15 protein-coding genes are annotated in these 23389 nt (G+C 55.4%); 13 read left to right on the plus strand and 2 right to left on the minus strand.

The genetic code is table 11. From position 1 onward, the window contains the following. Position 1 precedes the first annotated feature (1 nt). The 11 genes from Pla52nx_RS22440 to Pla52nx_RS22490 are packed head-to-tail and all read left to right on the plus strand — an operon-like array spanning position 2 to position 20983. Positions 2-403, plus strand: a complete 402-nt coding sequence (locus Pla52nx_RS22440) for a GPW/gp25 family protein (protein WP_146523399.1) — start codon at positions 2-4, stop codon at positions 401-403. After that, on the plus strand, positions 403-2709 hold the full coding sequence (locus tag Pla52nx_RS22445; RefSeq protein ID WP_146523400.1) for a baseplate J/gp47 family protein: 2307 nt from the start codon (positions 403-405) through the stop codon (positions 2707-2709). Before Pla52nx_RS22440 ends, Pla52nx_RS22445 begins: the two co-directional genes overlap by 1 nt. Further along, on the plus strand, positions 2706-4763 hold the full coding sequence (locus Pla52nx_RS22450; protein ID WP_146523401.1) for a putative baseplate assembly protein: 2058 nt from the start codon (positions 2706-2708) through the stop codon (positions 4761-4763). The genes Pla52nx_RS22445 and Pla52nx_RS22450 overlap by 4 nt, the downstream gene beginning before the upstream one ends. After that, on the plus strand, positions 4760-6961 hold the full coding sequence (locus tag Pla52nx_RS22455; protein ID WP_146523402.1) for a phage tail protein: 2202 nt from the start codon (positions 4760-4762) through the stop codon (positions 6959-6961). Before Pla52nx_RS22450 ends, Pla52nx_RS22455 begins: the two co-directional genes overlap by 4 nt. Before the next feature lie 4 nt (positions 6962-6965). Further along, complete coding sequence (locus Pla52nx_RS22460) at positions 6966-8318, plus strand: hypothetical protein (RefSeq protein ID WP_146523403.1); 1353 nt, start codon at positions 6966-6968, stop codon at positions 8316-8318. Between the two features lie 37 nt (positions 8319-8355). Next, entirely contained in the window at positions 8356-11235 is a 2880-nt protein-coding gene (locus tag Pla52nx_RS22465; protein WP_146523404.1) for a hypothetical protein, read from the plus strand. A 23-nt stretch (positions 11236-11258) separates the two neighbouring features. Then, the gene (locus tag Pla52nx_RS22470; protein ID WP_146523405.1) at positions 11259-12416 is read left to right on the plus strand and encodes a hypothetical protein; all 1158 of its coding nucleotides are present in this window, start codon (positions 11259-11261) and stop codon (positions 12414-12416) included. After that, positions 12413-13072, plus strand: a complete 660-nt coding sequence (locus tag Pla52nx_RS22475; RefSeq protein WP_146523406.1) for a hypothetical protein — start codon at positions 12413-12415, stop codon at positions 13070-13072. Before Pla52nx_RS22470 ends, Pla52nx_RS22475 begins: the two co-directional genes overlap by 4 nt. Then, entirely contained in the window at positions 13060-15126 is a 2067-nt protein-coding gene (locus Pla52nx_RS22480; protein WP_146523407.1) for a hypothetical protein, read from the plus strand. Before Pla52nx_RS22475 ends, Pla52nx_RS22480 begins: the two co-directional genes overlap by 13 nt. Before the next feature lie 5 nt (positions 15127-15131). Beyond that, a complete protein-coding gene (locus tag Pla52nx_RS22485) occupies positions 15132-17279 on the plus strand; it encodes an ATP-binding protein (protein WP_146523408.1) in 2148 nt (715 codons plus the stop codon). After that, positions 17276-20983: a hypothetical protein gene (locus Pla52nx_RS22490; protein ID WP_146523409.1), complete on the plus strand. Its 3708-nt coding sequence runs from the start codon at positions 17276-17278 to the stop codon at positions 20981-20983. The genes Pla52nx_RS22485 and Pla52nx_RS22490 overlap by 4 nt, the downstream gene beginning before the upstream one ends. Before the next feature lie 69 nt (positions 20984-21052). On the opposite strand, the gene Pla52nx_RS22495 is transcribed toward Pla52nx_RS22490, so the two are convergent. After that, entirely contained in the window at positions 21053-22216 is a 1164-nt protein-coding gene (locus Pla52nx_RS22495) for a sigma 54-interacting transcriptional regulator (protein WP_146523410.1), read from the minus strand. 389 nt (positions 22217-22605) lie between these two features. Here Pla52nx_RS22495 and Pla52nx_RS22500 point away from each other — a divergent pair, with 389 nt between their 5' ends. Continuing rightward, on the plus strand, positions 22606-22737 hold the full coding sequence (locus tag Pla52nx_RS22500) for a hypothetical protein (protein WP_261344283.1): 132 nt from the start codon (positions 22606-22608) through the stop codon (positions 22735-22737). After that, positions 22734-22931, plus strand: a complete 198-nt coding sequence (locus Pla52nx_RS22505) for a hypothetical protein (RefSeq protein ID WP_146523411.1) — start codon at positions 22734-22736, stop codon at positions 22929-22931. Before Pla52nx_RS22500 ends, Pla52nx_RS22505 begins: the two co-directional genes overlap by 4 nt. 182 nt (positions 22932-23113) lie before the next feature. Here Pla52nx_RS22505 and Pla52nx_RS22510 read toward each other — a convergent pair whose 3' ends face one another. Beyond that, the gene (locus tag Pla52nx_RS22510; RefSeq protein WP_261344284.1) at positions 23114-23239 is read right to left on the minus strand and encodes a hypothetical protein; all 126 of its coding nucleotides are present in this window, start codon (positions 23237-23239) and stop codon (positions 23114-23116) included. Positions 23240-23389 lie beyond the last annotated feature (150 nt).

Below are 23389 nucleotides of genomic sequence, written 5' to 3' on the forward strand. Positions count from 1 at the left end.
GATGAACCGCGAATTTGTTGGCAGAGGGTGGAAATTTCCCATTCTGCCTGGACCGTCTGGACGGCTGGAATACACCGCAGGTGACGAAAACGTCGAACACTCCTTGCGTGTGCTCTTGCTGACATCGTTGGGTGAACGCGTGATGCGATTCAATTTTGGCAGTCGAGCGTCGGAATTGGTTTTCGCGCCGGGCGGTCAGCGTCATCTTCGGTTGCTGGAGACCACGGTCCGAGAGGCCGTTCGTGATTGGGAACCTCGCATCGATTTGCTCGACGTTTCGGTCGAAGCAGATTTGGAGGAGCCCGAGCGCGTCAATGTTTCCCTCTCCTACCAAATTCGTGCCAGCAACACGCGATCGAATCTTGTGTTTCCGTTCTATCTGGACATGGTGGAGGTTGTTTGATGCCCCTGGAGCCGGTCTCACTGGATGACCTGACGTGGTCCGATCTGACCACGGCGGCCCGTAATCGGATCGCCGGCGTCAGCAACGGCGAATGGACGCTTCACGCTCCCGTTGATCCGGGCATCACTTTGTTGGAGTTGTTCGCTGCGCAGTTGGAGCAACGACTGTATTGGATGGATCAGCCGTCTGATACGACTCGCATCGCATTGCTGTCGTTGTTGGGAGTTCGGCCAAAGCTGGTCCGTGTTGCCGGAACCGTGTTCTGTTTGCGTGGTACCAGCGATGCAACGTCGTCGTTGGTCGCCGGAGCGGTCATCGAACAGAAAGACGAGAAACCGCCCCTACGTTTCACACTTGCAACCCAACAGGAAACGCAACTGCTGCCGATCGAGTGGGACGTCGAGCCTCAAACTGTCAACGCCCGACGGAGACTTTCGCGGAAACAAAGTAGGGGCAGCAAATGGGAAATCGATATACGGCTGAGCGTCGGTGGGCACGATCGATCCACTGAGTTGAGAACCGGACAAATCCCGTGTTTGCTGCCGCCCAACCGCAACCAGGGCAATCATGAACCGTCCCACAGCAACCCGCCGAGTGGCCAACCTTGTGAGTCGCGAATCGCGTTTCCGCTGAAGCGACTCCCCAACGCTCAGGGTGCCATCTCGCTGTTATTTGATCTCGATACGCCAGCATCAATTCTGCCGCAGTGGCTGGCCGAATCATCGATGAGTCATCCGGATGAAATGGTGATCGTCGAAGCGCCGGCCCGGCTTTCCTGGCACTATGGTGTCGTGCAATCGGAAGACCCGTTTCAGCAACCTTGCTCACTCAGTTCATTCATCAATGTCGACGACGGCACCAACGGCTTGCGCAGATCGGGCGTCGTTCGTTTAGAAGCGTCTGCAGAGTTCAGTTCCCAGGTGAATCTGGATACTGCCAGTGATATCCGAAGTTGGCTCGTAATCGTGCTCCGCGCCATGGACGCATCGTACGTCCTCACTCCGCGTGTCCGACGAATCTTGCCCAATGCGGTGATTGGCCACCATCGAGCTCATTGCGTTTTTTCCCCGGGCGGTGCATCCCAAACAATGGGTCCGAGCATCGAAGAACAGATCAAGAAATGGCGTCGTCTACCGGGTAATCGATTGGAGTTGCCACTGGGGGAGAATGAGTTTCCGATACCGGCTAGCGTGAAGTTTTCACTGAGCGAACAGACAGCCCGTCAACTAGATCCTCAGCAATGGATTCCCACCGACAGTTTTTCTCATCATGGTCCGCAAGACAGATGTTTTGTCGTTGATCGTGAGCGTCGGACTTTACGATTTGGAGACGGTTTGAATGGGCGACTGCCAATTCCGACAGACAAACAGGGTCTATCGTCCTTGTTCCAATTGAGCTTGGCTGTAGGCGGCGGAAGGGCTGGAAATGTTCCCGCTTGGCTCGAATGGCGATTGTCCAAAGAGGACACCTTGGATGGCGAGATCGTCAATGTAGTGGCTGCGCAAGGCGGTGATGAAGCGGAAACGCCAAGCGAGACGGCACGCAGATCCAGATCGGAGTTGCGTCGCGTCTATCGGGCTGTCACCCGAGAAGACATCGAAAAGCTTGCGATCCAAACGTCTGGAGCCGGGATAAAACGCGCCCATGCCGTGGCCGGTCTTCATCCCGAACATCGTTCGATACCTACTCCCGGCGCGGTAACCGTCTTCATCGTTCCCGATCTCCCGTCATCGGTGCGACACATGGATCAACGTGCATGCTGTGACGATTTGATCGCCTTGCATCCTGATCCGGGCGCGCTTGCGGCCGTTTCAAGACGATTGAACGCAGCGAGGCTGGTGACGCAGGAAATCTTTGTCGTCCCACCCATCTACGAATCCATTGAACTATCAATCGTGATCACGGGGACGCCGGTCGACGCCAACTCGGTCCGCTTGTCGATCACACAAACGCTCAACGACTATTTGCACCCGTTGTACGGTGGCCCCGATGGCGACGGATGGCCGTTTGGAAATCCGTTGCGTCCGTCGGAGTTGGTCCGTGTCATCAATGACAACACCAATCCCGAGTTGCAAGTCAGAGAGGTCGGGATTCGAAAAACCGCTGCTTCACAATCGATAGCCCAAGCATGCCCGGATGACGCCACATCCTCATGTCATTGCGGCGCCGACTACTCTGGAAACAGCGAGCCGCCACGATCTGAAACATGCGGTGATGTCGAGATCAAGGCACATGCACTTGTAGCCCTGCGGGGATTGCAAATCACATTTGTTCCGGCACGCGTTCAAACCGGAGGACTGTCATGAGTCATCCGTGGTGGGGAAAGGAAGTGCACGGCGTCGACGTTTCGGCAAACCGTCGCAAACTGTCAGCGGGCCAATTCGCCGTCCAACGTCCACTGCTGCACACGGAATCAGCCTCGGAAATTGCGGCTGAATTGCGTCGACGCAGACCGAACTACACGCCAGAATGGATTGATCCTGCCGACGGTGATGCGGGCGGGGCTTTGGTGGAGCTATTCGCCACGCAATTGGCGACCGTGGCCCGTCGATTGAATCGTCTGCCTGACAAGGCACTTGTAGAGATTCTTGATTTAGCCGGTATCCAGCCCGCAACCGAACGACCATCCTCCGCATTGGTGCAGTTCAACGTGGCGCCGGCGGCCAGCGAATCGATCCTGTTGCCCAAGGGTTTTCAAGTGGGCGCGCGGCCCGCTACGGGCAGCGGGGACTTGGTTGTTTTTGAGACGCAAACCAACCAATTCGTCGCCCCCACCGCGATCAAAAAACTGATTGCCGCTGAGCAGTCCTCCCAACGTGACATCACGGCTGCGAACGAAGATGTGACGGCCAGTTTTGCTCCCCTGGGACAAGATCCTCAGGTAGGCGACTTCATGTTGCTCGGACTCGCAGTGCCGCAAAATCAAAAACTCAAGGAGTCGTTGTCCTTTGGTATTCGCGTTGCCGCTGTTCCCGGAAATCCACCGCCTGTCTCCGCCGGCGGTGTGGCTCCGCTGCCGTTGCCGGTCTCACCGGTCCTGCGCTGGGAAGCGTTGGTCAAATCGCAGTTTGTGCAGATGGAAGTGGTCGGCGACGAAACCTCCAACCTTTGGCGATCCGGCATCGTTACCCTACGTCTGCCGCCCGGATTCACGCCACGGCCGTACCTCGGTGATGAAACCCTGTTTTGGTTACGCCTACGGCTGATTCATGGCAGTTTTGAAAAGCCACCCCAACTCTCCTTCATTCGCGTCAACATGGCACGCGTTCAAGCGGTACGTACGATCGGACAGGAGGTGCTCAAGCCGATTGACGACCCGACGTCCAATCGAATGCAGCTCAAGAACACACCCGTGCTTGCCAAGTCGTTGGTATTGGAGGTGGACCAGTCGGTTTTGTCCGACGACGACGACTCGAACCAACGTCCAGCGGCTAGCAGATGGAAAGAAGTGGACGAACTGTTCTCCTATGGCCCAACCGATCAAGTGTTTACCCTTGATTCGTCAACCGGAATCGTCACGTTTGGTGATGGCAAACACGGTTCCACCGTACCCGCGGGATTTCGAAACGTGCGAGCCGCCGAGTACAAGGTCTGCAGTGGTGCAGAAAGCGCAGTCGGCAGTGATGAAATCACCACGCTTCTGAAATCCGCGCCGTTCGTGACGGGCGTCACCAATCCACTGCCTGCCAGCGGCGGCGTGGGTGGCGAGAGCGAACTGGATGTCATTCGACGAGGACCCGAGACCATACGGTCTCGCCATCGTTCGGTGACGATCGCCGACTACGCCATCATGGCTCGGTTTGCACCTGGAGCCGACATTCGCAAGGCCCATGCACTCTCTGGCTATCACCCTCAGTTTCCCGGTCAGCCGATCCCCGGAGTGGTCGGAATTTTGGTCGTTCCACAGGTGGAGGAGGAAGGTCCACCCGTGCCGGATGAACAAGCGTTGCGGGCGGTAAGCCAATTTTTGACTGCCAATGTTGCTCCCATCGGTGTCGAAGTGGTGGCGGCGGCGCCCACCTATCGCTTCATCCGAGCCGAGGTTGGTTTTATCGCCGACCGTGGAGGCAATCTCGGTGAAATCATGCAACAGATCAGTGACGAGTTGGACCGCTATCTGCATCCTTTGACGGGTGGAAACGACGCCGAAGGATGGCCGTTTGGCGGAACCCTGTTCTATGCCGAGTTGCTGCAACGACTGCTGAATCGTATTGACAGGATTCGTGCGATTCCCCGCTTGAGATTGATCGTAAACGGCGTTCCGCAAAAACGCTGTGGAGACATCGCACTGACGCAGACAGAACTGCTTTGGCCGCTCAGCCATCAAGTCATTCCCATGGAATCGGAGGAAACACCGTGAGTTGCACGAGTATTCCGGTTCGCTTTCGTCTGCTCGACGCCAACATCGGCTGGGATCCCTTTTCGATGATCCGCAAAGATGGTGAGGCGTTGCAAGAGATCTCAGAGGAAGATGTCTTCTTGGGGTTGGACGATCCCCACGGACTCCGTCTGAACAATAGGAGCGAACCGCAGATTCGTAGCGAGATCCTGTCTCCATACATGCCACCCGCTTGGCTCGCGTCTGGCTGCCGACCATGCGAATGGTTATTGAGTGGGGATCATTGCTCCGTCATACAACCTAAAGGCATCTTACTTCATCGGGATCCCTGTCGTTCCGGATGGACAGATTTGCAGTCGCGGTTGGCGGACGGACGGTCGCTTCATCACCCCGTGGCGATTGCGATTGCCCGTCGACGAGTTGCCGTAGTCAACCAGGATATCGATGGCCACTATCGTATCTTGATTTGGTCCATACCTGATGGCCGACTTGCAGGTTCGGCCGACATCCAAGCGGGAGACACGCCTCATGCGATTGTGTTGACTTCATGGCGCGAGTTGCTGGTCTCGGTGGAGCGTGAGGGTTCGGTAAATCAATGGCTTCTCCGTTACGACTGGGTCGGCAGACCACGAGGCGAATTCATCGTTGCGGGCGAAGACAGCGAAGGTCAACATCGCAATGCCAAGCTGCCGCTAAGACGGCTTCGGACTGCCAAAGACGGAACATTGTGGGCCGCGGAAGGACACGATTTGGGACCGTTTCATTTGTGGCGTCTCTCTCCGTCGGCAGAGACGGCCGCTCGCAGTTGTGGGCAGCGAGTCGATTTCGACATCGCCCCGATCACAAACTCGGATTTCTATCATCAGGCCGAGAACAGACTCGATGCCGGGATGACCAGGACACGGCTGATTTCTCTCGGCCCGGATCACTTCTGTCTCGATGAATCGACGACAGCGGGACGCGAAACGCGGAGGTGTTATGGACGGGACGGTCAACCGCTGGAATCTTCTCCTCCAAGCAAAACGCCGCCAAGTGCGAGTGCTCCCAACGGTGTACTTGAAACGCAAGCGATCGACAGCTTCATTCCGCGTTGCCAGTGGCATCGCATTCGGATCGATGCGGACGTTCCAGCCAACACATCGTACGAGATCCAAGTTGCCACCAGTGAATTTTGCTATCTGAACGACAAGGACGGAAATCCAGATGAATCGGCGTTGTTTCGTCCGCACCAGTGGGATTGGCAGCCGCCCGAGCGCAATGCCAGTGATCTGTTGATCGACCAACCGCCCGGTCGATATCTCTTCGTCCGGATCAAGCTGACAGGAACGCAAGAGGCGACTCCGGCGCTTCGCAGAGTACGGATCGATTTTCCTCGCGTTACCAGTCTCGATCAGTTGCCTGCGGTCTATCGAGACGATGCTGAGGCTGAGGACTTTACAGAGCGTTTCCTATCGCTGTTTGACGCTGCGACGGAAGACCTGGACCAAGCGATCGAGCGTTTCCCCGCCATGCTGGATCCGGACGGCGTGCCCGAGGAGGTACTTGCTTGGCAGGCAGCACTATTGGGCATCGTCTTTGACTCGGATTGGAACCCACAACTGCGACGAAAACTGATTGCAGCGGCGCCCGAGCTGTATCGCAAGCGTGGTACCGTCGCCGGATTGCAGCAAGCGATCGAGTTGATATTCGGTTTGCAGGCAGGACAAGTCGTGATCGACGAACACGCGTTGCATCGCGTCTGGGGAGTCGTCAACGAAAACTCACGGCTGGGCGCATTTCGGCTGTTTGGAAAGAGTCAGTCGCGGTTTCGCGTCGGACGTTCTTCCTTGGGCACGGCTCCATTGCGAAGTTTCGGAAATCCCGATCACGATCCGGTGCGAGTCGACGCCCACCGATTCACCGTGTTCGTGCCTCCATGCTCGGCATTGAACGATCTGGGTGTTGAACGCTTGAACCAACTGATCGAGCATCAAAAGCCGGCCCACACTCAACATCAACTGCGCATCGGGGGCGAAGGATTCATCCTCGGTCATCGGTCGGTGATCGGCATCGACTCGCAACTCTTGTCGCCCCCGCCGGTCGTCTTGCGACAGCCAGTCGACCAAAGTCAGGCGGCCCGCCTCGGTGCAGTCGTCCTGCACCCGGGGCCGAATCGCCCCACCAGTCCGATGCACATCGGTGTGACATCGGCAATCGGAGTCCACACTCAACTGGAATAATACCATGTCGGAAACCAAACAGGATTTGATCAACCCATGCGACGTAACGATCTGCGATCAGTTTCCCGAACTAAAGCGACTCAATTACTGTCACGGGCAGATGCTCGGTGCACAGGACTTTGTCGATGAGCAGAGCTATTATCTCAACAAGATCGCCTTGTTGACACGGTGTCTGCATGGCTACGGCGTCGTCTGCGGGCTGACCGTGAGCGTTTACGAAAACGGCACGGACAACAAACAGCGGGGCGAAGGTGATGCAACCCAGGATTCACAGCTTCGTTTGAAAGTGGATTGTGGCGTGGCAGTCGACCCGAGGGGACGAGAACTCGTCGTCCGGGAACCGGTCGATCGCAGTTTGAGGTCTTATCTGTCCGATCGCGATCTACAGATTTTCGAAGAAAAACGTGACGGTGAATTCAGGTTGTGGGTCACCCTCCAATACAACGCTCATCTGGACGGCAAGCAGGAGCTGCCCCGATCTGGCTGCTGCGGCGACGAGGTAAGGACCATCAAAAACCGCTGGCACGAGCAACCATGCGTGCGTTTGACATTCGATGGTCCGCCCGGTCAGACATGTGACCCTTGTTGTCAGCCTATCAAACCAACATTGGAGGACCCCTCGTGCAAGATCGAAAACCGAATTTGGTTGGCAGAACTGACTTTCAAAGGTGCCCCCAGTCCGATCCATCTTTCCGCCGACAATCGAGTTCGCCGTCCGATCACAACTTATCTGCCCACACGAATCCAAGACGTCAACTGGATTCACACGGGCGTCTACGAGGAAGACCTTGCCGAGTGTCTCTTGCAAGATGGCTTGGTTTTGACATTCACCGCGCCAATTGATGAACAATCCATCAAGAACCACAACGTGCGCTTCACGGACTCCGAGGAAACCGGCGAGATTCTCACCAATGACCTTGTGGAAGTCTGGTTGTGCGATGAGCACCGCGTCGGCCATGCATCCATGCAAGTCCTGCAGTCTCAGATCGAGATCCTTTCTCCGACCAAAATCAGAATCAAGGTCAAACCGACTCGACTGACGCCACCGCAACGCGTGCTGATCACCTTTCGAGCTGATTTTGTACTCGACACGTGCTGCCGCCCCATCGATGGCAACCACGTGGGCGGTTTTGTTCCTTTCTCAGGCTGGGAACACGGCGAACAGACACACCCGGAGCAGTATCGCTGGGCGATCACCGAACACAAACGACGCTTTCGATTGCCGGAATCGTGCAAAGGCTGGAGTCAGCACTCTCGCCCATCATCGGGCAACGGCGTCCCGGGCGGCGACTTTCACAGCTGGTTCTACGTGGTTTCACGCGGATGCATGAAGCAATACGAAGCAAAAGCTGAGTAGAACCTGCCCAACCCACAACAACGAGGTGTAGACCACGATGATAACCGCATCACAGAAAATGTCGTCTCATCGGTGCTCCTGTTCGGGGGCATCGGATTGTCAGTGCGATGACTGTCAATGCAATGTTTGCAAAACCACGAGCGACTCAGGCTTCTCACGTCCGAACTTCTTCGCCGGACAACTGCTGACCGACGAAGATCTCCGCGACATGCTCAGCTATGTCGTAGAGAAAAACCGACTACACAATCGCCATTTCATGGGCGAAGGTGTGGTGTGCGGGCTGGAGGTGCATCATCACCCCTGCCCTGACAAGCAACGGAAAGTGATTGTTGCACCGGGTCACGCTTTGGACTGCTGTGGGAATGACATTGTCGTCCATTGTCCAGCAGAACTCGACATCCTGAACATGGTGCGGCGACTTCGAACCAAAGTACGGGGCGGCCACGATTGCGGCGACCCTTGCGCCCAACCCGCTGTTCTGTTCCGCATCAACAATGTGGCTTTGGCAACAGACCTGGACGATCACGTCATTTCCGAACCAATCAGATCCACGTTTGCGGAGAACAACTATGGACTGCCCCAGGACGCAACTGTCGTTGTTTTGGAGAGATCGAGGAAGTGGCGAGTCGGGGGCGCGATCCATTTCACAATCGAAAAAGGATCCAATTCACTGAACGTGTATTTCAGTGGTGACGATGACACCCAGGTCTTTCACCTCTACCTACGATATCGAGAGTGCGAGTTTGACCTGACATCACCTTATCAAGTTGCCGACTGTGACGCTGTCTGTAAACCAGCTCGCATTCGAGAAAGCTACGAGTTTGAATTGGCGTGTCCCGAGTCCGCAGCGACTGAACAAACGCTGCAGCAGCGATTGAATCAATTCAACGTCGACGTTCCCGATCAGGCTGCCATTCAAGGTGAAACGCTCCACGGTCTACGGATGCTGGAAACGACAGAGCAGGTCCTGGTTCAGTTCGACAAGCTCGTTGCACAATTGACAGATGCCAGTGACGGAGAAGCGAATCGCAACGCACTCTTTACTGCAATCAGGGACATCTCGGCCCCCAATCTGCCCACGACGAGCACACCGACGGTTGAGGAGCAAATCGCTGCCGCAGACACCATCCACGTGTTCGTCACGCTGTCCTCTCGCGCGTTTCATCCTGACGTCCATGGCGCGCTGGTCGCCGAGCCCGGAACTCCTACACTCACACACATCAGCAACCAGATCGACCAAATCATCCTGGACTTGGCAATGATCCAGACCGTCACTCCGGATCCAGACATGGAACCCGTGGACACCAAAGTGATTCAGTTGCTCCATGATCGAGCGGAGGTATTGAAGGCTGCGATCAGCGATGCCAGCGAAATCACCGTCGATACATTTGATGACAAGGCACAGATGGTTGGTGAACTGGCGACCAAAGTGCTTGTCGAACAGTCCGTCCTACGCCTGGATCGTATCAACGCAAAACTGAAAACGCTCATCAAGCTAGGTAGCGTTGTTGTCGATCGCGAGTTGTTGCACCTGATTGGCGGCGTGAATCTTCGTGTTTTCGCGACGGATATGACTGAGCAATTGAAAACGCTCTCAGCGATGAAGATCGTCAAATCTCAAGCGTCCATCGTCAGTCGTGCTGTTGCGGAAATTGCAAAATCACGCCTATGCGAGTTTGTATTGCCACCTTGTCCTCCTTGTGATGATGTTCGAGTCTTGATTGCCAAAGTCACCGTTCAAGGGTGCGATGTGGTCGACATTTGCAACATCGTTCGCAAGTTTGTGATCACCGGTCCATCGCTGCGATACTGGTTTGACGATTTCGGGATCCTGAACGATGTTCGTGCTAGTTGCTGTGCTTCACCTCAGGACATCCTGAGAGCAAAACAGGCAGAGCAAGAGCGCCGGGAACAACAGAGCCAGGGTTGGAGACAGAGAGCGGCCGATCCAAAGTTCAGTTTCAGCCTGACAGACAGAGTCAACAATCCCAGCAAATGGAATCGGCTGAATGCGAAGATTGACAGGCTCGCTCAAACAGCAGTGGAGCCGACCGGTTTTGAGCTGCTGAAAGAAAAAGAAATCGGAGCAAAACCCGATCCGATCGCCGTCAGTGCCGCTATCTCCAAGTTGGCCGGTCGCCCCTCTGCTGATGTCCAAAACATTCTCGATCGATCCCGTGGAGTCACCGCGGCTGAACTCGAACGAAAGCTACGACCCGAGATTGATAGCGCGGTTTCACAAAGCGGCGATGCGGTGCAGAAAGCGGAGGATGCGAGTCGCACTGCGGCGAGATTTGCCAGTGACGTTACTGACCTAAAAAATGAGGTCGTGCCGGCTGGCGTCAGCCGTCTGGATGCGATCGATGAGCAGTTCAACTCAACCGGCAGAGTCGGCTTGCTTGAAGAAGAGGTCTTTCCTGGAGGTGGCGCGAGTCGAATCGCTGAGCACGCAACTCGAATCAAAACGGTCGAAGATGAGGTCGGACCAGAAGCGGCGAGCCGCATTGATAAGATCGAAGAAGAGGTCTTTCCCGGAGGTGGTGCGAGTCGAATTGCCGAGCACGAAACTCGAATCAAAACCGTCGAAGACGAGGTCGGACCAGAAGCGGCCAGTCGCATAGATAAGATCGAAGACGAGGTCTTTCCTGGTGGTGGTGCGAGTCGAATTGCCGAGCACGAAACTCGGATCAAGGCCGTCGAAGATGAAGTCGGACCAGAAGCGGCCAGTCGCATAGATAAGATTGAGGATGAGGTCTTTCCCGGTGGAGGTGCCAGTCAGATTGCCGCGAACAAAGCGAGCATCAGCACAGAAAAGGGGCGTGTCACGACCCTCAGAAATGATTTCACCGATTTGAAAAACCATTATCGTGAGCATCAGGCCGCAGAGCATCCGCCGAAGGATCATGGATCACCCTAACGATGAATCAGGAGATATAAACCATGACAATTGCAATTGAGCGTCCTGTTTACGTTGATGGTCAGGTCCTTGGAGCAAGTGACCTTCAGCAATCGCTCGACTATGTACGGGATGAGAACGCACGACATGAGCGTTACCTTCATTCATGGGGAATCGCCGAGGGCTTGGATGTCCTCTCCCAGGGAGACGACTATGTCCTTCAACCAGGGTTTGCAATCGATTCCAGTGGCGCACCCATTGTCGTTTCGGAAGCCGTTGTACTTGAACGTCAGCAAATCAAGGAAGAAGCATTGCTGTCAGGCGGCGACAATGGTTTCTTTCCAATGTTCATCGTGCGTGCCGAAGCGGAAAGCGATGGCGGACAGATGATGGGGCGGCGACCCGGCGCAGCGGCGACTCGGAGATCCGAGTCGTTTGCCGTCCGGTTTCGTCGCATCGCAACGGGTTGGGATGAGAACCAAACGAGTCCCCCCGTTGCAGAAGGTCCGGAGGATGCCGACGAGAGCAATCGCGTCGTTCTGATCGGATTCGTTCATTGGAGCGACGCGGACGGAGGCAACGTGATTGGCTTTCAGCGGCGCTACGAAAGTTTTGTTCCGCGGTATGCGGGCGTTCGCGCAGACGAAGTCCTAGCACGCGGAGGACTGTTGACGCTTCGTACTCGCAGAACCGGCCAGTCGGATGCACCGATGGTCGTTGTCGACGATCACAACAAACAGAAATCCTTTGTGCTGGGCTTGGACGACGGGACGGGAAGGGTCAACGAGGTTTTCTCCATTGATTCCAAGGGCAATGTCATCGCCAAAGGTGACATCAAAGCGGAAGGTTCGTTGACCGGCACGATCGAGAGTGGCGATACAAGAATCGAGTCGGGCTTGGTGATCGATGGAATGACGTTGCCACTGCCCATGGGAATCACTGAGGAAAAAGTTCAAGACGGCAACGTCGCCTTGCACATCACCGTCACCCCGCACATTGATGCTGAAACCAGTCCCGAACCCAGCAATCAGCTTTTCCAACCCATCGTCACAAAGTGCTTCGTCGACGCCGACAGAATTGTTCATTGCACGATCCGCTGGTTCAAAATCGGCGGAAACGAGTCGGACATCGTCAACGTCGCGGGAACTGTATCGTACCTGGTCATCGCCGCAGTCACTGCACCAGCAGAGGCCTCCTCATGAAAGCAAACGCCTCTTTTATCTATTTAAAAGCGACGAAACATCTGGTCGCCACATTCACTCGAAACGGTGCTGCCGGCGACAAATTCTCCGATGATGCACTGCTGAAATTGCTCGCCAATGACTTGCGCCTTCGGCAAGTGCAACAGATCGGACTCACCTTTTCTTCCTCGCCGTCCAGTCACTCATCCGATATCCCGTTTCACGTGCCGGCGGAGGATCTGACAGTGCTGAATAAGGTCATTGATGATCCCTACCAAGAAGGAGCGATCACACGGCCTCTGAAATTTCAGGTCGAGGATGAGCAGCTCAAGCAAGTCCTCAACTCAGGACCTGATATCGCTCTTAAGTATTCGATGATTGATTACACCGTAAAAAGCGATGGCGTGTCCGTAACGCTCAAACCCAAAGCGGGAACATCGCTCGGTGACAAATCCATCCGAGTTTGGGTGCTGATGCGTTTGGGACCTGAGGGAGTCTTTGACGCGCGAACCGGCGAAGTTCCGGGATCAACGACGATTAATGAAATCAAGACGGGCAATATACCCTTCGCATCGATACCTGCCGGCAAAACGCATCGGATCCTGTTGATGATACAGGGGTTGCATCCGATCTGGAACGAATTCACCGGAACAGTGACAAGCACATGGATGACATAGAGATTCATCAATGTCGATTGCGGGTGACGCGTCGCGGCGGGTGGGGCTGGTGGGCCAGTCGTCGCGATCTGGTGGAGTCGGCGGTAAATGTTCTGCCGGAGCTGATCGCACGACGAATCGCTCTGATCATAGATGTTCAGGGCGACCTGGAGATCACCGACACGTTGCGAATCAACATCACGTGCTCACGATCGCAGTGGTTGCGGACACTGCAGCAATCATCAACAGGATGCGTCGAAGATGTTGTCTTGGAGCACCTATGGGAAAGGATCGACTCGGCGATTCGACAATCGGTACTCCCCGAGATTGATTTCGTTTCCTCAAACACACACGACCACTCGGCCCCCACGCAGCATCCAATCATCGCAGAGCAAAGTCATCGCGATGAGATTTCCGACCTCACGCCACGATCATCCAAGCAACGTTTTCTGGCTGGCCTGGCATTATTGCAATTGCTGATTCGCTGGCGATTGACCGAAGACAGATTATGGAGGATTCTGCCTCACGTATCTGAGACCACCCTGCAGGCATGGGATGCGAAAATGGCGACGCTGATGCAAGTGCCAGCAGAGGTGCTGGCAGGTGTCGACGCAGGATTATCGAGTCACGACGCGGCGTCGCCGTGGCAAGTCATTGAGCGGCTTGCCCACTCGCTTCCACCGAGCCTCGACGATCGAGCGACTTCGCTTCGCTTTCGAATCGCAGCGGTGATAGAAGCCATACTGCAAACGGGATCGTCGCCCGGAGAAGAACAAGTTCGCGAGGCTTTGAATCACTGGTTTCCCATTGCCCAGGATGCGCCGCCCGTCGGAGCCATTCGCGGTGGGGGACCGAAAAAGATTCCCGATACGGACAATCATGGCGACAAAGAATCGTCCTCACCGATTCTAGAGCACGACGAAAACGAATCGCGTTCCTCGAAAACCGGCACTCCGGAACCCGATCAGAGCACTACCAACCAAGTGAACAGGGTAGAATCCATCAGTGGTTCATGGAATCGCTCCCCCAAGATCCAGGAGCCCCTGCACGATCGAGAGGTTTATATCGCCTCGGCACTCCCGTTCTTGTTGTTGCGTCCTTTGTCTGACCTCGGCTATCTCGACGCATTGCGTGCGTCGTTGGAAGCCGCAGAACTTGAGCAATTCTCGTCGGCGTTCGCCGCCGCACTTGCATACAAAGTACTTGACCCTCCCGATCGAGGCTGGCGACGCAGCCCGGCGGCTCGCACAGCAGCGTTGACCTTCGCGGGACTTGATGATGTTGTTCCCGACGATGCCATCTACGACTTGGCGTCGCAGGCAGGGCGATTCGTTTCGGCATTGAATGCGGTATTGACTCAAGCGGTATTGGCTGGTCGCGAATCCGACCAACCGTTGCTTCTGACTCGTGCTCAGCCTCACCGTACCGGTGGATACTTCCTCGCTGATGTCGGGGGCATGTTTCCGATCACGGTGCAAACCGAGTTACAGGAGACACTTGAATTGCTTGATCATCAGGAATCGATGTTGCTGCTCGTCGAGTCGTCCGCAGCGGATCCGCGACTCTTGGCGGAGTTGAATCGACGCGGTTTGCGATTCATCATCGACGCGCCTCCGGCCCGTGGCGAAACATGGCGAGCCGTAAAGCATCGAAATGGCGGACGTTGGTGGACGAACGATGTCGTCACGTCGTCAGCAAGGTTGTCTCGTCAAGCGAAAAAGCTGCCTGATGCAGCTCATGCCGCGGAGGAATATTTCGATGCGTTCGCATCCTCGCGATTGGCCATTCCCAATTCCCATGAGCGATTGTTGGAGAACTCGCTGACACAGGCCGCCGGTGTGGCTTTGGCTCAGATCGCATGGGACCTTTGGCAGCAGCGTGAAGCAACCGATCCACTACTGACCTTGCAACGATTCGCCGACTTCGATGCTAACGTTCAATTCACGGATACCGAAGTTCGTGTGCGATTGCCATTGGGACGCCGATGGATGGATTTATCCGAGAACGGTCTCTTGCAAGACGTCATCGACGTGCCATGGCTGGACGATCGCACCGTTACCTTCAGTAAGGGATAGCCACAATGAATGGTAGTGAGTTGGCTATTGCTCACCTGTTGCTCAAACTACGTCCCATCAACCGTGCGCTGAGGGCCGCCGTCACCGTTCAAGCAAACAGAGCAGCGAATCTGGATCGCCCTGATTTAAAGCATCTGTGCATTACCGATGTACATGTCGCCGCGTTGCTGAGCGAAGTCGATTGTTTTGCGCAGGAGTCGGACAACACCGAGCTACCGCTGTCGGAGTTCAACGGGCAGGAACGACAGTTGGAACTACAGATACGCAAACAAGCTTCGGCTCGAAAGCTGCCGTTGCCCTTGGATGTTTTGCGAGATTCGCTCCATCTGACGGCATTCGAGATCGACACCCTCCTGACGTGTGCTGCGTCGGAACTGCATCCAGGTTACGAGCGGATTTTCGGCTACATCCTGGACGATATGAACCGACGATTTCCGTGTATTGAGCTGCTGGCTAGTCTCAATGCGTCCGGCAGGTCGGAGCGGTTGGCGCGACGAAGTGTCCTAGGGTCTGCAGGCCGATTGCGCCGGACCGGTATGCTGCAACCTTTGGACGAGAGCACCACGAATGTCCGCACTCAGCTTCGCTTGGCAGAGGGCGTACTCGACTTCTTGCTCGGTTGCAGCGCAACGGTTTCGGGAATCTGGCGGGATATCGATGAAGTTGAACTGGTTGGAGTTAACGACTCGGTGGACGAGGGCGACCCGCGGATTGAACGCATCGGTACGGCACTGGCTGATGGTGCGATCGGTATTGTGGGCCTCTGGGGGCCAGAGGATGCCGGGTTGGAGTCCGTCGCGCGAAGCGTCGCCCGAGCGGCGCACAAATCGCTCAGACGGTTTCGTATTTCTGCCGACACACCGGAGTCGATGCCTCGGCAAGTTCATAACGCGGTGCAAACCGCTGCGTTGTGCGATGCCATCCTTTTGGTCGAAACCGACCTGCTGCGCAACGTCGAATGTCGCGTCGGTGCTGAGACGCTGATTTCAGTCTTGGCTCGCTGCGATGTTCCCGCGTTGCTGAGTGGTGGTCAGCCTTGGCGTCCAACGGAGCTGTTGGCCAATCGCACCTATGTGGAGCTACCAATGCTGAACACGTCTGACCACAAGACCCGTGAACAGATTTGGAGCCGAACGATCCCTGAAATGGAGGCTGATCGAACTCGCGAACTGGCCAGCCGTTTTCGCATGACGGATCGAGAGATTCGAGCCGTCGGACGTATGGCGCGCGCACAAGCGGGAATCGAGTCCAACGGCAAACCGGCGTCCGTCGACAGCCAACTGGCGATCGCCTGCTCCGCCGTTGCCCAAAAAACAAGAGGTAGATTCTTGGGTGTGGTGAATCCAAAACGGGGACCAGAGGATCTGATCTTGACGCCGGAGTTGCATCGGCAAGTGCTTGAAATCGCGGACTTTTCACGTGTCATGCCTTTGGTCGCCGAAACCTGGGGCTTTGGACGGCTCGCAACCGGTGGAGTGGGGATGAAGTGTCTGTTCACGGGTGACCCAGGCACTGGCAAAACATTGGCGGCTGAAGTCATCGCTCGGCAAACGGGCACACCCTTGTTGAAAGTGAACATTGCGGAAGTCGTCTCGAAATGGGTGGGGGAGACAGAGAAAAACCTCGACGGTGCATTCAAGGAAGCGATCTCAAGCCACGCTGTGCTGTTTTTTGACGAAGCGGACGCATTGTTTGGCAAGCGAGGCGACGTGCGGACCGGCGTTGACCGCTACGCCAATTTGGAAGTCAGTCATTTGCTGCAACGTCTAGAGGAGCATGACGGACTCGTGATCTTGGCGAGCAACCTCAAAGACAACATCGACTCCGCTTTTATCCGTCGGTTTCATGTCATGTTGCATTTCCCGCGACCTGGGGAAACGGAACGCCGCCGTATCTGGGAAATTGCTTTCCCCGAGCAAGCACCCTTGGACGCCGGTGTCGATCTCTCCAGCCTTTCGAGGCTTGATATGACGGGAGCCGGAATCGTGGGTGCGGCGCGAACGGCAGCCCTGCTTGCGGCACAAAACCAGGCCAGCCGCATTACGATGTCGCACATTGTGCGTGCCATCGCCCGACAGTTTCGACGCGAGGCACGCGTCCTCTCAACCAGAGAGCTTGGCCGGTACGCGGACCTGTTGCAGGAACGGACATGAGCACGCTGACCGTGAAACGCGATCAAAACCCCGCGTCACAGTTGGACGTGGTGCCGCTCTCCACCACGCCGAAGATTCCATCGCACCCTCGTTCAACGCCTCAAGACGCAACTACGCAAGTACATTCGCAGTTTGGAAATGCGGCGATTGCACGGGCTCTTTCCAGCGGTGGGGCTCTTTCCAGCGGTGGGGCTCTTTCCAGCGGTGGGGCCGCCGATTCGCTGTTCAGAGAGACTGGGATGAGCCAGTCAATTTTTGGCAACTCACTGTATGGCAACTCACTGTCAGGCAACTCACTGTCAGGCAACTCACTGTCAGGCCGGCAAGCTCCCGCAAACGATGTCCCCTCGACAACACCATCGCCGGCGTCGAACTCTGTTTTCACGAGAACGAATGAAGTTGCCAGCCAAGCTGCGCCGCGAGAAAACATCGCGACGGCTCCAAGAGACTCCTCCCAAGCAACAGATAAACCAGCAGCCGCTGCAGCCGTCCCAGCCAAACCAGTAGACGCGGGCAAGCAAGAGTCTGAGAGTGGTGGGACCACCGATGACAAACCAGATTCATTGAGCCCTCAAGAGGCAATCGCTCCGGTGACTCGTGCCGTGCGGAATCGTGCAGCAAACACTCGCGCGCACCGCCCGGCCTCGACAGCCGTGAGTTCGGCGCAGGCTGCCGCCAGAAGTCCCAGAACCGAGCAGTCACGCTCGGCCGCAACCGCGACGGTTGCCAATCTCGATGCGGCTGGGCAGGAAGCCGGCCAAGTACGTCGAAACGAATTCAAAGAAAAACTGAAGGCGGCGATCAAACAGGCGACACCAGAACCGAAGACGGAGGCCGATGCCGAACGGGTCATGCAGACCGGTGCAGCAGACGCGAACCACGCCATGCGTGGTGTTTTGACCACGCAACGGGAGACCGCCGTGGGTCCGATGCAATCGGCCGTCAACTCGGAGGTCTCACCGGCATCTCAAGCAGCTCCAGCTGCGGTACCGCTGCAACCTGAATCCGTGGGGCCTGCACCGCCGCCGGTATCCGCCGCTGCGATGGTTCCCACCTCGCTGCCATCGGAACGTCTGGACTATTCCTCCGATCGAGGATCCAGCGACCAATTGATGGCAGAGAACGGCGTATCGCAGGAGCAGTTGGAGCAAGGAAACGATCCCGCCTTTGGTCCTGTTCTGACCGCACGCGTAACGGCCGAACAACACGAGGCGACCACCGACACACGCTATCGTCGGTCGGAATCCGCCGTTCAGAATTCGGCATTGGGTACCGCCAGAGAAGCACTCGGGGGAGGGCTGGCTGGCGTTCACGCAACGCGTTCAGCACATATCGGTCAGGTGGTCGGACAACAAATCGGAACCACGGTCCAAGACGCAGCCGAACGCCAGCGCGTTACCAATCAAATCAATGCGATCAAAAATCAAACCAAAGCAGATGTCGTTGCGATCCTGACTGAAATGGAGTCCGCGGCGACGAAGAAGTTTGAGGCAGGTCTTAAGAAAGCCGAGGAGGCGTACAACGATGCCTTTGAGGAGGCCAAGGGCGGCGTGGGAACTTGGCTGACGACGTGGGGCAGTGACTGGGAACGCCACATTGAAAAGTCACTTGCCACCGCCCGGAGCAGGTATCTCGCGGTGGTCGATACGGCAATCGACGAAGTGGCCGACTACGTCGACAACAAGTTGACCCAAGCGAAACAACGCGTCGCGGACGGGCGGACGCAAGTCGAAACCTACGTCAGTGGGCTGGACGAAAGCGTGAAAAGATTTGGCGAGAACGCGTTGCAATCCGTGAGCGGTGATTTTGACGCCATGGAATCCGAAATCGATCAGCGCAGCGACGGGTTGATCAATCAATTGACCAATCAATACAAAGCTTCCTACGAACGCATGTCGGCGATGGAGGAACAGCTTCGCGCGGAAAACAAGTCGCTCTGGCAGCGGGTGTACGACGCGACGGTGGGGCTGGTCAAGAAGATCATCGAATTCAAGAACATGCTGCTTGGTGTTTTGGGCCGAGCCGCCGATGTGATCGTCGACATCATCGCCCATCCGATCCGATTTCTCGGAAACCTGGTGGCCGGTGTGATGCAAGGTCTGCAGAACTTTGTTGCCAAAATCGATGTGCATTTAAAGAAAGGATTCATGGACTGGATCTTCGGTGCCCTCGGAGGCGCCGGGATTCAGTTGCCTGAATCATTCGATCTACAGGGCATCATCAGTATCATTTTGCAAATACTGGGTCTGACCTATGCGAATTTCCGCGCCCGAGCGGTGGCCATCGTCGGCGAAGATGTCGTCGCTGCGATAGAGAAAACCGCAGAGGTCTTCAAAGTCCTGATCACCGACGGCGTGGCCGGTTTGTGGAGGTTCATCAAGGAGCAACTGGCGAACCTGAAGTCCATGGTGATCGATGGCATCATGGATTTCATCAAAGAGCGGGTGATCATGGCTGGAATCACCTGGATCATCGGACTGCTCAATCCGGCGTCCGCGTTCTTCAAAGCCTGCAAGGCGATTTATGACATCGTCATGTTCTTTGTCAATCGCGGCAGCCAAATCCTCGCACTGGTCAATGCGATTGTCGATTCCATGGCCTCAATCGCCAAAGGCGCCATCGGCGTTGCAGCGGAATTCGTCGAGAACGCCCTGGCCAAGGCGATTCCAGTCGCGATCGGGTTCTTGGCCGGACTGCTTGGCTTGGGCGACCCCTCCAAACCGGTCCGTGAACTGATCGACAAAGCACAAACACCGGTGAACAAAGCGATCGATTGGGTCATCAACTTAGCCGTCAAAGGGGTTAAGGCGGTGGGTGGATTTGTCGCTGGGCTGTTTGATGGAAAGGATGTTCAATCGCCCATTGATTCAGAAGCGGATGATCCTGAACATGATGCAAAAGTAGCGGCTGGAAAAGAAGCAATTGATCGATCCGAGAGAGGGTATCTCAATGACGGAAAGATCTCTCATGAAAACGCGCAGCGAGTGGCGACAGAGGTACGACGAAGTCATCCAGTGTTCAAGTCATTAATCGTTGTCGACGGAGGTGAAAAGTGGAACTATGAATTTGTTGCAAGTCCGACGGAAACCTACGAAGGCTTGGAAAAAATTGACTCTGATTCTCCGGATCAAAATCGACAACCGACGATTGAATCCCACGGCACTTCGGTTACTGCTATTGATCCCGCTGCTGACGCAGGCAGCAACATTGCCGGAACTGCGGTATGGAATGAGGGAAATGGCTACGTGACATTGGCGATTTACCCCCTCGACGTTCGCATTAACGGAGAAAAAGCAACCGATGAAAATCGCATGCGAGGATTCAACATCCTAGTTCCCTTGATACGCACGCTTGAGGTAGAACTCCATCGTGCCTCCGAGGGTGTTTTAAGTGGACTTCAATACATCCCTTCCGAGGCTAGTAGAAGAAAATTGGAGCAAGAGGCCGCAGCATACAAGATCAATGGAATCGAAGGTATTTGGGGAGGAGACTCAACGAATCTTAAAGAATTCAATGCGGCCTATGCAAACCCTGGAGTGACACTGGAAGACGCAGCACGGGCAACGTGGACTGGTAGACAAGTCGCGAAGTTATATCAGTTTACAAATGTCGCGATAACAGATGTCGATCCCACTCCAAATGACCCAAATACTGATGAACGACGATCTCTCGGATTCAAAAAAGTCTGGTGTGTTTTTAACTAAAGAATGAGTCAACGAGAACGGCATACGCTCGGTTTAATTTGCGTGTCCACTGCAGCGTTAGTAAGGCCATTATCGGGGCTTATTGGGTCCAGCACTGCTCGGTTCCATTGCTTCGTCGCTGCCGCCTTTGAACTCCTCCGCGTCGATACTGTGCTTTCGCATCAGTTCAAAGAAAGCTCGACGATTCTTTCCCGCCAGCTTTGCCGATTGGCAAATGTTGCCCTGCGAGCGTCTCAACATCTCGCGAATATAATCCACTTCAAATCGATCGACGACCCTCTCCTTGGCTTCCTGAAACGACAAACAGTACAGGTTCATCGATTGCTCAGACGTTTCTCGCCGATCTCCATCCTGACGCTGCATGATGGGCAAGTCATCGGCTTGCACCTCGATCGCGTCGGGATGCTGACACACCAAACCGCGAACGAGATTCTCCAATTGACGAATGTTTCCCGGCCAAGGATAGGCGGCAAGCAGTCTTCGTGCCGCCGATGTGAACTGCAATCGATCCGGCCGGCAATACTCTCGTGAATACTTTTCGACAAATCGATCCGTCAAAAGTTCGACGTCCTCTGGACGTTCCCTCAATGGCATGATGGTCATCAGGTTGGCGTTCAAGCGGTAGTACAAATCTTGACGCAACACACCGTCGCGGATCGAATTGTCCGGGTGCACATTGGTCGCACTGACCACTCGTATGTTCGCTCGTCTCAACTTGACTTCACCGAGCAGGCGATACTCTTTCTCCTGTAACAACCGAAGTAACTTCACTTGCCCCGATCTCGGCAACTCATGAACTTCATCAAGAAACAATGTACCGCCGCTGGCTGCAGCTACCAATCCTTCTGATTTACTCTTGGAATCAGTGAATGCGCCAGCGGTTCGGCCGAACATCTCGCTCTCAAACAGAGCTTCGGGGATCGCACCGCAGTTGACAGCAACAAACGGGCCGCAACGACGCGAGCTGCATTCATGGACAAATCGAGCGTATAGCTCTTTCCCAACGCCGGTTTCGCCAAACAAAAATACTTCGGCGTCGAACCTCGCAGCACGTTGTAAATCGTGAAGCAGTTTCCGTTGCAAACCACTGTGGCCTACTATGCCAAGCCGCTCTGCATGAGAACCGCACGAATCTAGCGATTCCGAAACGGGAGGCGGCTCAGCGCCGGTGCGTGGCCCCAAACTTGAATCGCACTCTCTGTCGGTATCCCTCGATCGTGCAAACGCCCGCATCTGATGCCCCCCAAGCAATGAAACCGCTACCCCCAGGGTTTAGGTTAGTTGGCAGCGATGTTCGACGCAAGAAGATCGGTCAAACTTCCAACCTTTGCATCAGTACTCCGTCTTCATGATTTGTGGAAAGCCGAGAGTGACAAACGTACAGCTCGGCAACTAGGTTTGTTTACCAAGAAATATTCAAACAACATCGCGAGTTGGGTCTTCATGAAAACGCAGAAAGGTTGAATCCGCGGTCCCTCACCGTAAGCGGACGTAGGATTCATCTTGACGGTCGGTTCACTTTGGCGGGTTTTGCCCCGCCTTTACGGAATACAACATGGCGAAAAGGCCCGATCCTGCCCGTTGAAATTCTCCCGAACGAATCAATCGACGACGAACTGCCCATGAGAGTTCGGTTGACCGTCGATGCCGTCATCGAAATCCCAGCACAGCGAATCGACATCCTGCGGGCCGTCATCGAGAAAACTCAGACAAGCGAATCACTCTCACTTCCCCCGCAGGAACACGTGCCATGATCGCATTGCTAACCAACACTGACATCGTCCTATTTTCCCCAGTCCGCCGACGTGCGAAAAAGCTTCCGTGGACTGGCCGGTATCGTCCAAGATCCGACAGTCGATACGAGTTGCAGGGCGAGATCGCTCGTGTTTTGGTTCAGCGTGAACTGGAGTCGAAACTGATCGTTGCTCTTCGCAAAAGCAAGTTTTGAAAACAGGAAAGACTTGGAATACTTGGGGGCCAGCCCAAACCTCCGGGATTGTGCGTATTGAGCCAAAATCGAAGGGAAGGATGCGCTGGCAGCGTGAACTGTCAACGCAGCCCCTCGACTTTGGACCTGACGCGGCGATCGGGTTGCTTACCAGCATTGCCCTATTCTCCGGCCAAGCTTGATCACCGTACTTCGCTGCACACAGCAAGGCAATCATCTGTCTTGGCCTTGCGACAGGGCTTGGCGAAAGCCGCCTTGCGGATGTCAAAGAGCATCCGTTGCCATTGATAAATTTGAGTTAGCTTCATCTGTTCAAGCTGTTTCAATTGTCGCCGATCTGGCTGTTCAAATTTTAAGACAGAGCGTGCTATTGGATCCTCCCGATTGGACATCACCTGGGAGCAAGGCGACGCTACCAAAAGACAGAATTGATCCTCTCGATTGAAGTGCAAATCTGA

Origin of the sequence: Stieleria varia (genome assembly GCF_038443385.1) — a bacterium.
Taxonomy (GTDB): Bacteria; Planctomycetota; Planctomycetia; order Pirellulales; family Pirellulaceae; genus Stieleria; species Stieleria varia.

What these genes read in the sequence shown, in the direction of transcription:
- Pla52nx_RS22510 (WP_261344284.1), bottom strand. Translation starts at nt 23,239, where the DNA reads ATGAAGCTAACTCAAATTTATCAATGGCAACGGATGCTCTTTGACATC.
- Pla52nx_RS22470 (WP_146523405.1), top strand. Translation starts at nt 11,259, where the DNA reads ATGACAATTGCAATTGAGCGTCCTGTTTACGTTGATGGTCAGGTCCTT.
- Pla52nx_RS22500 (WP_261344283.1), top strand. Translation starts at nt 22,606, where the DNA reads ATGAGAGTTCGGTTGACCGTCGATGCCGTCATCGAAATCCCAGCACAG.
- Pla52nx_RS22475 (WP_146523406.1), top strand. Translation starts at nt 12,413, where the DNA reads ATGAAAGCAAACGCCTCTTTTATCTATTTAAAAGCGACGAAACATCTG.
- Pla52nx_RS22480 (WP_146523407.1), top strand. Translation starts at nt 13,060, where the DNA reads ATGGATGACATAGAGATTCATCAATGTCGATTGCGGGTGACGCGTCGC.
- Pla52nx_RS22485 (WP_146523408.1), top strand. Translation starts at nt 15,132, where the DNA reads ATGAATGGTAGTGAGTTGGCTATTGCTCACCTGTTGCTCAAACTACGT.
- Pla52nx_RS22505 (WP_146523411.1), top strand. Translation starts at nt 22,734, where the DNA reads ATGATCGCATTGCTAACCAACACTGACATCGTCCTATTTTCCCCAGTC.
- Pla52nx_RS22440 (WP_146523399.1), top strand. Translation starts at nt 2, where the DNA reads ATGAACCGCGAATTTGTTGGCAGAGGGTGGAAATTTCCCATTCTGCCT.
- Pla52nx_RS22495 (WP_146523410.1), bottom strand. Translation starts at nt 22,216, where the DNA reads ATGCGGGCGTTTGCACGATCGAGGGATACCGACAGAGAGTGCGATTCA.
- Pla52nx_RS22490 (WP_146523409.1), top strand. Translation starts at nt 17,276, where the DNA reads ATGAGCACGCTGACCGTGAAACGCGATCAAAACCCCGCGTCACAGTTG.
- Pla52nx_RS22450 (WP_146523401.1), top strand. Translation starts at nt 2,706, where the DNA reads ATGAGTCATCCGTGGTGGGGAAAGGAAGTGCACGGCGTCGACGTTTCG.
- Pla52nx_RS22460 (WP_146523403.1), top strand. Translation starts at nt 6,966, where the DNA reads ATGTCGGAAACCAAACAGGATTTGATCAACCCATGCGACGTAACGATC.
- Pla52nx_RS22445 (WP_146523400.1), top strand. Translation starts at nt 403, where the DNA reads ATGCCCCTGGAGCCGGTCTCACTGGATGACCTGACGTGGTCCGATCTG.
- Pla52nx_RS22465 (WP_146523404.1), top strand. Translation starts at nt 8,356, where the DNA reads ATGATAACCGCATCACAGAAAATGTCGTCTCATCGGTGCTCCTGTTCG.